The 13,830-nt window shown below is 69.5% G+C and carries 13 protein-coding genes; 7 read left to right on the top strand and 6 right to left on the bottom strand.

What is annotated here, in order from left to right:
• Positions 1 to 25: 25 nt before the first annotated feature.
• Positions 26 to 412 (top strand): VOC family protein, encoded by a 387-nt coding sequence (locus HOV77_RS09075; protein WP_290860289.1) that lies wholly within the window; start codon positions 26 to 28, stop codon positions 410 to 412.
• The gene (locus tag HOV77_RS09070; protein WP_290860288.1) at positions 409 to 777 is read left to right on the top strand and encodes a hypothetical protein; all 369 of its coding nucleotides are present in this window, start codon (positions 409 to 411) and stop codon (positions 775 to 777) included. Before HOV77_RS09075 ends, HOV77_RS09070 begins: the two co-directional genes overlap by 4 nt.
• A gap of 61 nt (positions 778 to 838) precedes the next feature.
• Here HOV77_RS09070 and HOV77_RS09065 read toward each other — a convergent pair whose 3' ends face one another.
• The 3 genes from HOV77_RS09065 to HOV77_RS09055 form a co-directional block, all read right to left on the bottom strand.
• Positions 839 to 1,801: a hypothetical protein gene (locus HOV77_RS09065; RefSeq protein ID WP_290860286.1), complete on the bottom strand. Its 963-nt coding sequence runs from the start codon at positions 1,799 to 1,801 to the stop codon at positions 839 to 841.
• Positions 1,802 to 1,826: 25 nt separating this feature from the next.
• The gene (locus tag HOV77_RS09060; RefSeq protein WP_290860284.1) at positions 1,827 to 2,729 is read right to left on the bottom strand and encodes a DUF559 domain-containing protein; all 903 of its coding nucleotides are present in this window, start codon (positions 2,727 to 2,729) and stop codon (positions 1,827 to 1,829) included.
• A gap of 255 nt (positions 2,730 to 2,984) precedes the next feature.
• On the bottom strand, positions 2,985 to 4,562 hold the full coding sequence (locus HOV77_RS09055; RefSeq protein WP_290860283.1) for a DEAD/DEAH box helicase: 1,578 nt from the start codon (positions 4,560 to 4,562) through the stop codon (positions 2,985 to 2,987).
• A gap of 283 nt (positions 4,563 to 4,845) precedes the next feature.
• Between HOV77_RS09055 and HOV77_RS09050 the strand changes: the two genes are divergently transcribed.
• The gene (locus tag HOV77_RS09050; RefSeq protein ID WP_290860281.1) at positions 4,846 to 5,487 is read left to right on the top strand and encodes a ferritin-like fold-containing protein; all 642 of its coding nucleotides are present in this window, start codon (positions 4,846 to 4,848) and stop codon (positions 5,485 to 5,487) included.
• A gap of 91 nt (positions 5,488 to 5,578) precedes the next feature.
• Here the strand turns inward: HOV77_RS09050 and HOV77_RS09045 are convergent, their stop codons facing one another.
• Together HOV77_RS09045 and HOV77_RS09040 are read right to left on the bottom strand one after the other, a co-directional pair.
• Complete coding sequence (locus HOV77_RS09045) at positions 5,579 to 5,806, bottom strand: DUF3107 domain-containing protein (RefSeq protein WP_290860279.1); 228 nt, start codon at positions 5,804 to 5,806, stop codon at positions 5,579 to 5,581.
• A gap of 116 nt (positions 5,807 to 5,922) precedes the next feature.
• The gene (locus HOV77_RS09040; protein ID WP_290860277.1) at positions 5,923 to 6,609 is read right to left on the bottom strand and encodes a TetR/AcrR family transcriptional regulator; all 687 of its coding nucleotides are present in this window, start codon (positions 6,607 to 6,609) and stop codon (positions 5,923 to 5,925) included.
• A gap of 134 nt (positions 6,610 to 6,743) precedes the next feature.
• Between HOV77_RS09040 and HOV77_RS09035 the strand changes: the two genes are divergently transcribed.
• The 4 genes from HOV77_RS09035 to moeZ all read left to right on the top strand — a co-directional run bounded on the left by HOV77_RS09035 (position 6,744) and on the right by moeZ (position 12,702).
• On the top strand, positions 6,744 to 9,251 hold the full coding sequence (locus HOV77_RS09035) for a hypothetical protein (RefSeq protein ID WP_290860275.1): 2,508 nt from the start codon (positions 6,744 to 6,746) through the stop codon (positions 9,249 to 9,251).
• Positions 9,248 to 10,258 (top strand): alpha/beta hydrolase, encoded by a 1,011-nt coding sequence (locus HOV77_RS09030; protein ID WP_290860273.1) that lies wholly within the window; start codon positions 9,248 to 9,250, stop codon positions 10,256 to 10,258. The genes HOV77_RS09035 and HOV77_RS09030 overlap by 4 nt, the downstream gene beginning before the upstream one ends.
• Positions 10,259 to 10,430: 172 nt before the next feature.
• Positions 10,431 to 11,387 carry a DUF3152 domain-containing protein gene (locus tag HOV77_RS09025; protein WP_290860271.1) on the top strand — a complete coding sequence of 319 codons (957 nt, stop codon included), beginning with the start codon at positions 10,431 to 10,433 and terminating at the stop codon, positions 11,385 to 11,387.
• A 112-nt stretch (positions 11,388 to 11,499) separates the two neighbouring features.
• On the top strand, positions 11,500 to 12,702 hold the full coding sequence (moeZ, locus tag HOV77_RS09020) for an adenylyltransferase/sulfurtransferase MoeZ (protein ID WP_290860597.1): 1,203 nt from the start codon (positions 11,500 to 11,502) through the stop codon (positions 12,700 to 12,702).
• 291 nt (positions 12,703 to 12,993) lie between these two features.
• Here moeZ and HOV77_RS09015 read toward each other — a convergent pair whose 3' ends face one another.
• Positions 12,994 to 13,806 carry a prenyltransferase/squalene oxidase repeat-containing protein gene (locus tag HOV77_RS09015; protein WP_290860595.1) on the bottom strand — a complete coding sequence of 271 codons (813 nt, stop codon included), beginning with the start codon at positions 13,804 to 13,806 and terminating at the stop codon, positions 12,994 to 12,996.
• Positions 13,807 to 13,830 lie beyond the last annotated feature (24 nt).

Raw genomic sequence — 13,830 nt, 5'->3', positions numbered from 1 at the left:
CACAAGTACGCCTACGCTGATCTTCATGAGCACACTTCGCGGACTCGCCACCATCAGCCTCTTCGCCGACGACCTGGACGCCGCCGCCCGGTGGTACGCCGACCTCCTCGGCGTCGAGCCCTACTTCGTGCGCGACGGCTACCGGGAATTCCGCATCGGCGACTACCAGCACGAACTCGGCATCATCGACCGGCGCTTCGCCCCGGCTGCCGGCGGTCCGGCCGGGGTGATCGCGTACTGGCACGTCGACGACCTTCCCGGCACTTTCGCCCGGCTGCTTGCGATGGGCGCGACCGAATATCAGGGCATCCGTGAATGGGGGCCCGGTTTCGTGACCGCCTCGGTCGTGGACCCGTTCGGCAACATCCTCGGCGTCATGTCGAATGCGCACTACCTCGAGGTTCTCTCATGAACCCGCTCGTTTTCGTCGACGCGGCTGCTTTCGCCGCCTGGCTGGAGGAACACCATGCCCAGGAGGAGGCGATCTGGTTGAAGATCGCGAAGAAGGGCTCTTCCTTGGTGACGCTGTCGAACATGGACGCCGTCGAGGTCGGGCTCTGCTACGGCTGGATCAGCAGCCACCGCAAGCCGCTCGACCAGGACTTCTTCCTTCAGCGATACTCCCGGCGGCGCCCTCGGAGTCCGTGGTCTCAGGTGAACAAGGACCTCGTCGCCAAGCTGATCGCTTCGGGCCGCATGAGGGCACCGGGGCAGGTCGAGGTCGACGCGGCTCGGGCCGATGGGCGGTGGGGCATCGAATCCAACATGATCAAGTGAGCTGAAAGCGTCGCAGGCGGCACTCACCGACGTTTTCGGCTCACTCGATCATGCGCCGTGACTACTTGAGGGCGAGCGCGAGTTCTCGTGCGGTGTCGGCGAGCAGCGTCGACGGGCGGATCTGCGTACCGGCCAATGCACTGATCAACGCCGGGAAGCCGGGCAACGGGTAACCGTCCGGCTCCTCGACCGCCGGGGCGTGCTTCGCCAACGCCGGGCGGCCCCGCTCCCACGCCTCAAGCACTTCGTCTCGGGACGGGACGCCGAACCCGTGGCCCACCGGGGCGGCGTGCCTTAGGCGTACCAGTCCGGAATCGCCGAGCGTGGCCGCCAGTTTGCAGCCGATGTCGAGCAGCTCGATCTCCGCCTGACTGTGCCGCAACAGCACCGAACAGGGCCGGGGGCAAGCCGCGGCGCACACTCCGAACGCGTGCGAGGTGATCGAATGCAGCCGGTCGAGGTACGCCCGCCAGCCGCTCGGCGGCTCATGCGCCACCTTCAGCGAGCGCGAAGCCGCCGACTTCTCCGCCTTCGTCTGTGGGCATTCACGGGTGTCTTCGCCCCAGAGGCTGTTCTCCCCGCGTACGTCGGCCGGCAGCCGAGCCGGATCGCCCGCGTGCCCCAGCACCTGCTCCCAGACCAGCAACGACGCGTATTCGCTGACGATGTGGACGGCGGCCACCACGCCGGTCATCTCCCGGCGCTCCCAGCGTGCCGCGATGACCTCCAGCAGGAGTGCGTACGCCGGACGCAGCGACCGCAGTGCGCCGCGATCGTGCTCTCCCGGAGCCTGCGGCATCCGGCACGCGAGTGCCCGCGTACGCAGATCGGCCGGCACATGATCCTCGCCGAAATCCTCCGCGTCGAGATCCATCAGCCGCTGGCCGAAGACGCACAGTTGCTGCACCTGGGCGATCTCGCGGGTGCTCAACTCGACGTCGGCCCCCTGCGCGACCAGGGCGGCGACGTCTGCGAACGAATATCGCTCCGCGAGCGCGATCAGTACCCCGTGAACCGTCTCCACGCAGGAAAGCTTCGCACGCGTACGGTCAATTTCGCCGCCGTGCCAGAATCCTGCCCAGCTCGCGCCGCACGCCCTCCGAGTCGCTCACGAGCCGCCGATAGGTATAGCGCACGACGAGGATTCCCACCGTCGCCAGAGCGGCGTCGCGGCGGACGTCCCGTTCCCGTTGCTGTGCCGATCCATGCCAGGATGCGCCGTCCAGCTCGATGTCCACCCGCTCTCGTTCGGCATAGAGGTCGAGGTAGAAGGTTCGGCCGGCCACGATCACCGGCACTTGCCGCCGGAAATCCGGCAGGTCCGGCCCGGTGAAGACGTGGTCCGCGCCGAACAACTCCAGCTGGCTGCGGCAGCCTCCCGCCAGTCGGTCGACGAGCCGGACGAGGCTGGCGCGGTCGACCACCGTCCTCGTCCGGCCTACGGCTTCCGCGATGCGGATCGGCAAGGTGAGACGTTCGCCGATGGCGTCGAGCACGATGCCGACGCGCTGCGGTTCAGCGGCGAGAGGCCAGGCGGCGACCAGCGAATCGTCCAACGCGGTGACGGGCAACCCCGATCGCTGGACCACCTCCGGCGGCGTGAGAGTGAACGAATCACGGGTATGCACGACGAGCCCGGCCCTCGACCGCAACCGTCGCTCGCGGGGCACGGTGACGTGGAAGACGCCGTCCGGCTCCGTGGCCACCAGACCCCACACGACCAGCGCCGAGGTGTGGCTCAGCGCGGCTTGGTCGCCGGCGTACGCGATCACCGCCCGGCGTGGGTCGACTACCGGGCCTTCGGCGTACCGGTAAACGCCCGGCCAAAGCCGGATCAGTTCACCGGTACGCACAGCGTTGTCGACGACCCACCGAGGGACGCTGTCTGCCAGATTCGAGACGATCACTAGACCGCTGTGACGATCGACCTCTGCGTGCAACAGATCGTGCATCGGACAAGAGTCGACGGTGCGGAGCCAGTGGTCACTTCGCCTTTGGCCCCGTCTGTGGACAACGAAGGCATGTGGACGACAAGCCATGATCATGCGCCGGTCGTCAGCAATATCCGGACGCAAATAGAGATCATGTGCCGTCCGCCAGCGCTTACAGGTCGTTCTAGCGCTGGCCAGCGGCACATGATCTCTATTTCGGGCCCCAGATCGCTGGCGGAGGGCACTCGATCATGCCGTCCGCCAGCATCGCGGGGATCAGTCGGTGGCGGCGGGTGCCGAACCCGGCTTGCGCGGGCTCCGGCGACGGCGGCGCGCCTTCGCAGCCCCGTCGGCGGCGCCGGCCGAGGCCGCTACCGGGTCGGGTGCAGTGGGCCCGTTCGGGTCGGAGAAGAGGATCTGCGTCGCGTCGCCCTTGACGACTTCGCCGTTGCGGCGACGCTGGCGCTGACGCGGTTCGCGGTCGGCGGGTTCGCCTTCGGCCACTGTGGCCTCGGCGGGTGCTGCGTCACGCGTACCAGTGGAAGAGCGGCGGGACCGGCCACGGACTGGACGGGAGCCGCGGCGGCTGCCACCCCCGAGGTCCTCTTCCTTCTCCGCGGCCAGACCGGCCCGTGAGCGCTGCGCGGACGGCAGGGTCGCGGCGGCGTCGGCCGGGATGTCGAGGTCTGAGTAGAGCCAGTCCGAGGTGTGGTAGGTCTCGCGTGGCTCGGGCTCGCCGATCTCGAGCGTCTTGTCGATGATCCGCCAGCGCGGCATGTCTTCCCAGTCCACGAACGTGACCGCGACGCCGGTTGCACCCGCGCGACCGGTACGCCCGATCCGGTGGACGTAGGTCTCCGGGTCCTCGGGGCAGTCAAAGTTGATCACGTGCGTGACCGCGGCGATGTCGATGCCGCGGGCGGCGACGTCGGTCGCGACCAGGACGTCGATCTTGCCGGCCCGGAACGCGCGCAGTGCCCGCTCCCGCGCGCCCTGGTTGAGGTCGCCGTGGACGGCCGCCGCGGCGAACCCGCGGAAGTCGAGGTCCTCGGTGACCCGGTCACAGTTGCGCTTGGTACGGCTGAAGACCATGGTCAGACCGCGGTCCTTGGCCTGCAGGATGCGGGCCAGCATCTCCAGCTTGTTCAGCGAGTGCGTCCGGTAGACGAACTGCTTCGTCTGCGGGCTCACCCGGTCGCCGAGCTCCTCCGAGTGACCGGCGTGCACCGTGATCGGCGAGCGCAGGAAGCGGCGGGACAGGGCCACGATCGCGTCCGGCATGGTCGCCGAGAACAGCATGGTCTGGCGCTGCTCGGGCAGCAGCGAGAGGATCTTCTCGACGTCGTCGAGGAAGCCCAGGTCGAGCATGCGGTCGGCCTCGTCGAGGACGATCGCGAAGACGCTGTTGAGCTTGAGGTGCTTCTGCTTGATCAGGTCGAGCAGCCGGCCCGGGGTGGCGACGAGGATCTCGACGCCCTTCTTCAGCGCGTCGATCTGCGGCTCGTACGCGACGCCGCCGTAGATCGGCAGGACGCGGACGCCCCGCAGCTTTCCAGCGGCGGCGAGGTCCTTGGCGACCTGCAGGCCGAGCTCCCGGGTCGGGACGACGACGAGCGCCTGCGGAGCGCCGTCGCCACCCTCCTCGGGGCTGACGACCCGGTCCACCAGCGGCAGGCCGAAGCCGAACGTCTTGCCGGTCCCCGTCGGGGCCTGCCCGATCAGGTCGGCGCCGCGCTGCGCGATCGGCAGCGCGTACTCCTGGATCGCGAATGCGTGGGTGATGCCGATCTCGCTGAGTGCGGCAACGGTCTCTGGGCGTACACCCAGATCAGCAAAGGTAGAAGTGGTGCTCATGGAGTTGTGGGGTGCCCTCTCTCATGCGCCCCCTTGCTCTCGAGCAACTTCTGGGTATGGGGCGCGCTGTGTATTCGGCGCGGTCAGTGCGGTGCGCCTGCGGGTTCGCGTGGGCCGCGCCCGTGCGCCAGGCTGCTCATCAGCCGGCAAGCCCGGGGGCCGCATGCGGGTCGCAGGCCGGAGCGGCCTGCGACAACATCTATATGGTACGCCGAAAGGGGCGTTCCGCGCACTGGGTAGTCGTGTGATCACAAGACGGCGTTCGCGTTGTAGGGTGCCAAACGTGTCCGAGAACACACCCCCGCCCGGCTTCCGCGACCTCCTCGGCATGCTCGCGTACGCCGAACTCCTGGCCTTCGACCGGATGGCGGCCGACGCCCGGCTGGCCCCCGACCTGCATCGACGGGCGGTGCTCTGCGAAATGGCGGCGGTCGAGATCGCCAACTATCGCCGGATCACCGACCGGCTCGCGTCGGCCGGGATCGATCCGCCCGAGGCGATGAGCCCCTTCCTCGGCGCGCTCGCTTCGTATCACGAGGCGACCGAGCCGACCGACTGGCTCGAGGCGCTGACCAAGGCGTACATCGGGGACGGGATCGCCGACGACTTCTTCCGGGAGATCGCCGAGCACCTCGACGAGCCCGACCGGGAACTGGTGCTCCAGGTTCTGCACGACGACGCATACGACGAGTTCGCCTCGGCCGAGATCCGCAGCGCGATCGCGGTCGACCCTAAGGTGGCCAACCGGCTGTCGATGTGGGCCCGGCGGCTGGTCGGTGAGGCGTTGTCGCAGGCGGTCCGGGTCGCGGGCGAGCACAGCGACCTCGTCGCATTGATCGGCGACGCCGAAGTGGGGGAGCGGCTGTTCACCCGGCTCAAGCAGGCGCACGCCGAGCGGATGGCCGCCGTCGGCCTCAACAATTGACGCTTGATCTGCGCTGGATCAGGGTTCCGGGTCGAATCTTGGGGAAAGATTCGACCCGGAACCCTGATCCAGCGCCAAGGTCGGGAGCGGGTCAGCGCGGGGCGAAGCCGACCGGGCGCGTCTGCGCCTCGGCGATCTCGATGTAGGCCAGCTTCGCGACCGGCACGATGACCTTGCGCCCCTTGTCGTCGGTCAGGGCCAGCACGCCCGAGTCGGATTCGAGCGCGGCGGTCACCAGCTGCTCCACCTCCGAAGGCGACTGGGTGCTCTCCAGCACGAGCTCGCGGGCCGCGAACTGCACTCCGATCTTGACCTCCACGGACGGGTCCCTCCTCGGTTGCGCGCGACGGCCATCGGCCGCCGTTTGTCGAAACACTATCGCGCGGTGTCAGCCGGATTCGGCTTCGTGCGACCGTGTTCGCCGGAGGCGGATTCTCAGCGGGATTCCTCGGCGGACTCGTCGCCGGAGTCGCCTGCCGGGTCACCGGCGTGGTCGCCGCTGAGCGGGAAGCTCGCGATGCCGCGCCAGGACAGCGCCGAGATCAGCCGCTCGGCCTCCTCCTGGGCGATCTCGCGGCCGCCGGTCAGCCAATAGCGGGCGGCGACCTGCGAGATGCCGGTCAATCCGGCCGCCAGGATCTCCGCCCGGGCCCGGTCGACCGAGGTGTCGGCCATGATCGTGGCGGTTATCGCCTCGACCGAGGCCTGCTCGACACGCTCGACACGCTCACGAACCGCCGGGTCGTTGCGCAGATCGGATTCGAAGACCAGCCGGAACGCCTCCGACTCGTGCGAGACGAAATCGAAGTACGCGTGCGTCGCTCCGCGTACGCGTTCGGCGTTGTCGGTCGTCGCCTCCATCGCGGACTGGATCTTGGCGATGATCGCGTCGCAATGCGTGTCCAGCAACGCCAAATAGAGTTCCAGCTTGCCGGGAAAGTGCTGGTAGAGCACGGGTTTCGAGACGCCGGCCCGTTCAGCGATGTCGTCCATCGCCGCCGCGTGATACCCCTGCGCCACGAAGACGTCCTGTGCCGCGGCCAGGAGCTGCGAACGCCGGGCAGACCGCGGCATCCGGGTCGGTCGGCCCGCGGCTCGCGTGCCGCTCGTCGCCGGTGCCATAGACGCCGTCCTCTCCGTACGCGCTCGCTCCGCGCGTGTTGCTCACTTCGTCGCCGGAAATTCTCCCGCCGTTGCAACTTATCGCGCTTCCCCTAACAAGGTAGCCTCACCCATGGGCTACCGAGGAGCGCACGGTGGACGTAACAGGACAATCGGGCAGCGGCGCATCCGCCAACGGCAACGGGAACGGCCATGTGAACGGGCATGGTGACGGCTATCCCGCCGGTGGCTGGAGCGAAGGCTGGTCCGGCGCGGGTTCCGCGCTGGAGCCGGAGACGGATTCCGTGGTACCCGCCTGGCGGCGGGGCATGGACGCGTTGAACCACGCCCGGGCCCAGACTCCGCCGCGCTACGCCGAACTGCTCGCCGAGGCCGGCGTACGCCCGCCGGAACCGGTCGAGCTGCCCGAAGACGAAGATCCGCTCGACGGATCGACGCCGTTTCGCAACGCCGAGTTCGCCGGATTCCCCGCCGACGAGGGCATGATCCAGCCGCTCTCGTTCACCCAGCCGCACCACCCCGACCCACCCCTGTACGCGGAGCCGTCGCCGGTCGAACCGGCGTCGCACGCTCCCGCCGGTCCCGCCCTGAACGGATCGACCCCGTCCCAGGGGACGCCGAGTCCGTTCGCCCGTCTGCTGGAGGTTCCCTCGGTGCCGTCCGCGCCACCAGCCCCTCGCGCGTCGACGTACCCGCCCGCCGCTGCCCATCCGCAGCCGCCGATCCAGCCGCCGACTCCACCGCCCGCGCCCGAGCCGGTCGCTCCGGCGATCTCGGTGCCCGAGCCGATCGCGTACCCCGCGCGGCTGAACCCGGCGCAGCCGGTCTCGTCCGGTGCGCCCGCGCAGCCATCACCTACCGGGATCCTGCTGCCTGCGTACCACCGGGCGGAGCCGATCGTGCCGGTGGACCCGGAGCCGCCCCGCGGTCTGGCGGACCGCCTTGATCCGGCCGACCCCCGGCCGCCGGCACCGCCTGGGCTGCGCGTGCCTGCCCCGGCTGCCTACCTGCCGCCGACCGAGCCGGCCGACCACATCGGACCTTCGCGGGACGTGCCGCCGCGCGATCTGCCGCACCGGGCCGCGCCGCGTGACATCCCGCCGCGTGAGCCGCTCGCTTACCAGCCGCACGACCCCCACTCGTCGCGTGACCCGCGTGAGCCGTTCGGGCAGCAGCCGAACCCGTCGCGAGACCAGCGTGAGTCGCTGGGACAGCAGCCCCAGCCGCACGAGCAGTTCCCGCCTCGTGACCCGCGCGCTTACCAGCCGCATGACCCCCGCTCGCCGCGCGACCCGCGTGATCAGCCTGAGTCGTTTGGGCGGCAGCCGGACGAGCAGCTCTCGCCGCGTGACCCGCGTGACCCGCGTGAGGTGCTGGGGCCGCCGCCGAACGAGCAGCCTGATCTCCGGTCGTCGACCGAGCCGCCGCCGTCGCCGGTGGCACGGGATCGAAGCGAGCCGACCCACAGCCTGCCGCAGCGAGTTCCGTCCGAACCGGACGTACCGCGCATTCCCGAGCCGAACACCGAGCCGCCCGCTCCCGCGCCCGCGTTGTCGCGCATCGCGTCCGGGCTGCGCCGGGACGACCTGCCGCCGTCCGATCGGCCCGACGGATTCGACGTGGCCACGGTGTTGTCCGCCGTCCGCGACGTGCCCGGGGTTCGGGACGCCCAGCTCCGGGCGACCGCTACCGGCGGTCACACGCTGCGGCTCGATCTCGCCGACGGGTCCGATCCGGCCTACGTGAGCCGGGTCGTCGCGCGGATGCTGAACGAGCGGATGGGCCTGGTCGCCGAGCCGCCGGCCCGCCCGACGCCCACTCCTTCGGAAGCGCCTTCTTCTTCACCAGCGCCGTATTCGCCTTCGCCTTCGCCTTCGTCGGCCGTGCCTTCGCCAGCCGTTCCGTCGGTCGGACCTTCGCCGGTCGGGCCGCCTTCGCCCGAGCCGCCTGCGGCCCACGAGGAAGCACCAAGGCTGCAGGTGCCGGCGCAGCCCGTCGGTCCAGCCGAGCCGCGCCCCGACCGCACTCCGATCCCACCGGCCCAGCGCGGGGCGAGCCCGCCGCTGCCGCCGGGGCTGATCCCGGCGAGCGCCGCGCCGCGCGAGCCGAGGCGACGGCACCCGGTCACGATGCGCGGGCGCTATCCGGATCCGTTGCGTCCCGGTGGTGACCGGTTCGGCCGCCCCGACGAGCAGCCCGAGCCCGGCCGCCCACCGGCCCTGACTCCACCCGCCGAGGCGGCCCGGGTCGTCCTCGACCACGTGCAAGTGAGCACGTTCGGGCTGGACGCGACGGTCGAGGTACGCCTCGTCGCCGGTGAACGAGTGGCGCTCGGCGTCTCGAACGGTCCAGCGGTCGACGGGTACGTCCTGCGGCTGTGCGCGGCCGCCGCTGCGAACGCGGTCGACGAGCTGCTCAGCGAGTCCGCCGACGGGCAGACCCGAGGGCATTGCTACGTCGAGCAGGCGGCCATCCTGCCAATGGGCAGCTGTGAAGTTGCAGTCGTCGTGGTTCTGCTGGTCTGCGACGGCTGGGTCGAGCAACTCGCCGGATCCGCGCTCGTCTCCGGCGACCCCCGGCAAGCGGTCGTACGCGCGACGCTGGCGGCGGTCAACCGACGGCTGAGCGCTTTGCTGCCATGAGACGCGCCGTCCTCGCCGAGGACGACGAGCTGCCTCCGGCCGGCCCGCCCGTACCACCCTGGCCCGGGCACGCAGTCGAGATCGGTGGCCGTTCGATCTTCGTCCGCGAGACTCCGGCGCCCGGGGCCGAACCCGCGCTCTACGTGCACGGGCTCGGCGGATCCTCGCAGAACTGGACCGACCTGGCCGGCCTGCTTCAGCCCCGGGTCGACGGGCTGGCGTTGGACCTGCCCGGCTTCGGCTACAGCGATCCGGCTCCGCGGTACTCCCAGCGCGCCTTCGCCGACTGCGTGATCACCTTGATCGAGCAGACCGATCGAGGACCCGTCCATCTGGTCGGGAACTCCCTAGGTGGGGCGGTGAGCGTACGCGTGGCCGCGGTCCGGCCGGATCTCGTCCGCACCCTCACCCTCGTCTCTCCAGCGATGCCCTTCCTCGATCCCCGGCGGTCCCTGCAAGGACGGGTCGTCCCGTTCCTCGCGCTCCCTCGGGTGGATCGGCTGGCGGCCCGGCAGATGGCGGCGATCCCGCCCGAACAGCTCGCCACCGAAGTACTGCGAGCCTGCTTCGCCAATCCGGACGCCATCCCGCCCCAACGGCTAGCCGAGGCGGTCACCGAAGCGCGACGGCGCTCCGAGGTGCAGCACTTCGCTAGTGCGTACACCGGCGCGATGCGCGGACTCGTGCTCTCGTTCCTCCGGGCGCAGCTGCCCGGCCCGGGATCGCTGTGGGCGATGGCCCGGCGGATCACCGTGCCGACCCTGGTCATCGCCGGTCTCCGAGACCGGCTCGTCGACGTCCGCGCCGTTTCCCGCGTCGCCCGGGCCATCCCCGACACCCGGCTCCTGCTGTTGCCTGACGTCGGGCACGTCGCCCAGATGGAGGTTCCTCGGGTGGTCGCTCGGGCGATCCTCGGGCTTTTCGCTTCCGCCTCCTCGCAGGCTTCCGCGTCTTCCGCGTCTTTGGCGGCGTCTCCTTCGGCGTCCTCCGCGCAAGATGCCGGATAATGCGGCTTAGATTCGCGAAATAGCCGCGTTATCCCGGGATAACGCAAGGGTGTCGGCCCGCCACCCGTGGATAACGCAAGGGTGTCGGCCCGCCACCCGCGGATAACGCGAGACTCAAGAACGTGCGTGAATCGCGTCCGTCTGAGCCGATCTATGGCAGGCTTGAGCGGTCATGAGCCAAGACCGCCGGCATCCGCCCTCCGCGCCGGAGCTTCACTACCCTCGCCAGGACACCGCCCAATTGCGGCGGACGGACCTGCGCGAGCGGCCGGCGTACCGCTCTTCCGAGGCCGCGCCTCGGCAGCCCGGGCCACGGGCACAACGCCGGGCCGCGCGCCGTCGAGCCCAGATGCGCCGTCGGCGGGCGCTGGCCGTCGCCGTCTTGGTGATCCTGGTCGGCTCGGTCGCCGGTCTTCTCCTGCGTAGTCCGTCGAGTCCGTCCGAGGCGGCGGCCGGACCGTCGGCGGGTGCTCCCGCTCCGTCGCCGACCACCTCGCTGAACGCGGCGGTCGCCACCGAGCCGTCGGCCTCGCCGTCCGCCGCGGTCGAATCCGCCGGCGTCGTCCAGAGCGGCCCGGGCACTTTCGCGTACGCGGGCGGCACCGGCAAGGTGCTCGGCACGGGTGGCACCCTGCGGAGGTATCAGATCGCGGTGGAGGACGGGACCGGGCAGGACGCCGCCGCCTTCGCCTCGACCGTCGAGACCGTCCTGGGTGATCCCCGGAGTTGGATCGCCGGAGGGAAGACGAAGTTCCAGCGCGTCCCCAAAGGCGCCAGCCACGAGTTCGTGATCTACCTGGCCACCCCGGCGACGTCGGAGAAGATGTGCGCGGCGGGCGGTCTGCATACCGAGCGCTACACGTCGTGCCGGATCACCGGCCAAGTGATCATCAACCTCGCCCGCTGGCTGACCGCCATTCCGGACTACAACGCCCCGCTCGACGTCTATCAGGCGTACGCGATCAACCATGAGGTCGGCCACCAACTGGGGCTCTATCACGAGGCGTGTCCCGGCCGGGGTCAGCCCGCACCGGTCATGCAACAGCAGACTTACGGTCTGAAAGGCTGCGTCGCGAACTCGTGGCCGTACCTCGACGGAAAGCGATACACCGGTCCGCCGATCCCGTGATGCCCGGCGTTGATTGCCCGGGGCGAATATATTCCCGCGTCCCACGTGGTAGACGTCATGGCCAGAATTCACACGCGCGAGCAAGAATGGCCGAGTCGCCGTAACATCACGCATCGCAGGCAGGAGCTTCACCGTGTCTTTGCCGCCGCTGGTCGAGCCGGCCGAGTCGCTCTCGGTCGATGAGATCCGCCGCTATTCGCGCCACCTGATCATCCCCGACGTCGGGGTCGAGGGGCAGAAGCGGCTCAAGAACGCCCGGGTCCTCTGTGTGGGCGCGGGCGGCCTGGGTTCGCCGGCCCTGATGTACCTGGCCGCGGCGGGTGTGGGCACCCTCGGCATCGTGGAGTTCGACGTCGTCGACGAGTCGAACCTCCAGCGCCAGATCATCCATGGCCAGTCCGACGTCGGCCGGTCCAAGGCCGAATCGGCCGCCGCGTCGATCCGCGAGATCAACCCGTACGTCCAGGTTCAGATCCACAACACCGCGCTGGACCGGGAGAACGTCTTCGACATCTTCGGCCAGTACGACCTGATCGTGGACGGTACGGACAACTTCGCCACCCGCTACCTGGTCAATGACGCCGCCGTCCTCGCCGGTAAGCCCTACGTCTGGGGTTCGATCTACCGCTTCGACGGTCAGGCCAGCGTCTTCTGGGCCGAGCACGGTCCCTGCTACCGCTGCCTCTACCCCGAGCCCCCGCCGCCCGGCATGGTGCCGAGCTGCGCCGAGGGCGGCGTCCTCGGCGTACTGTGCGGCAGCATCGGCGCGATCCAGGTCACCGAGGCGATCAAGCTTCTCGCCGGAGTCGGCGAGCCGCTCGTCGGTTCGCTCATGGTCTACGACGCCCTGGAGATGAGCTACCGCAAGATCAAGGTACGCAAGGATCCGAACTGCGTACTGTGCGGCGAGAACGCGACCCAGACCGAGCTGCTAGAGGACTACGACGACTTCTGCGGCGCGGTGTCGGTCGAGGCGCAGGCCGCGACCGAGAACTCGACGATCACGGCGAGCGAGCTGAAGGACTGGCAGGACGCCGGCAAGGACATCTTCCTCGTCGACGTACGCGAACCGGCCGAATACGAGATCGTCCGCATCCCCGGGTCGACGCTCATCCCCAAGGGAGACATCCTGTCGGGTCAGGCTCTCGCCGATCTTCCGCAGGACAAGCAGATCGTGCTGCACTGCAAGTCTGGGGTTCGGTCAGCTGAGGCGTTGGCTGCTCTCAAGGCCGCGGGTTTTGGCAACGCTGTGCATGTTCAGGGTGGGGTTTTGGCTTGGATCAAGCAGGTTGATCCGTCTTTGCCCGTGTACTAGGGCTTCTTAGCCGGAAATGAGCAACCCACGGAGGGCGGTCAGGCTTGATCCCTCCGTGGGTTGCTCATTTCCGGCTCTGGTTGGTGCCTAGCCGTAGTGGGTTACGGCGAGTGGGGTTGGACGGCGTTCGCATAGTTATACGGCGTTGGCCGACTGGTCCAGCTTTTCGCTTTGCTTTTGCTCTGAGGCTGGTCGCGCCGATATTTGGTTCCTGGCAAGGCGCACGACGCCGACGTTGCCTCGGGGCAACGAGGTGTCGAGCAACGCCGCCAGGGAGCAAATAGCGGGGTGCTACCTACAGGCCCTAATTGCGGCGAGGGTGGTGTGCACGTCGAAGGTCGCTCCGTCGTCGCTGCTGAAGCCGCCGTCGCTGCGCTGGAGTTGGCGCAGGCGGAGCATGGCGTTGATGATCAGCGGGTCGTCGTCGCGTACGCCCACTCGCCGGTTGGCGGCGGCAAGCCAGGCGGCGTCGGCGGCGGTCAGTTCGGGCATCCGCTCGATCAGGCGCTGCTGCAGGCGTACGGATTCGTAGAACATGTCGTGCCGATAGAGCACTGCGGCGGAAAGCCAGGTCGCGACCAGGAAGGTCGGCATGGTTCCGTCGGACTGCACTTCGGTGCGCAGCGCTTCGGCGGCCTTGGCCACGACACCCGCGTACGCACCACCGGGGCGGTCGTCGAGCGGGCCGGCGGACCGGGCGTCCTGCCCGGCGACGGTGAGCCAGAAGGCGGCGTTGGCCGTGATGTAGAGGCGGGCTTCCGGGTCACCTGGGACGGCCCAGGGTGGGGCGATTTCGGCCAGGCTGGCGTCTTCCTCCCAGCCACCGTCGGCGTGCTGGCGAGTGGTCAGCCAGTCGAGCGCGCGCCGGGCCGGCTGCCGGCCGAGAGCGCCGAGGTCGTCGAGTTCGGCCAGCCGGAAGCAGGTGGCGTCGACGGAGGCGATCCCGTCGGCCCAGTACGCCGGCCAGCCGCCGTCGCGGCTCTGCCCCGTCTCGGCCTTGTCGAGGATGTCGTCGGACGGTGTGGCCCCGGTCCTCAGGTAGGAAAGGCGCGCACGGTCGACCTGGTCGCCCTTGGCCACCACGAAGCCGATGGCCGCGTCCATGTCGATCACGGAGAAAGGCTAGAC

This window comes from Hamadaea sp. (assembly GCF_013362815.1).
Lineage (GTDB): Bacteria > Actinomycetota > Actinomycetes > Mycobacteriales > Micromonosporaceae > Hamadaea.
Note: the sequence above shows the minus strand (reverse complement) of the source record. Positions and strands in the feature narration are given on the sequence as shown.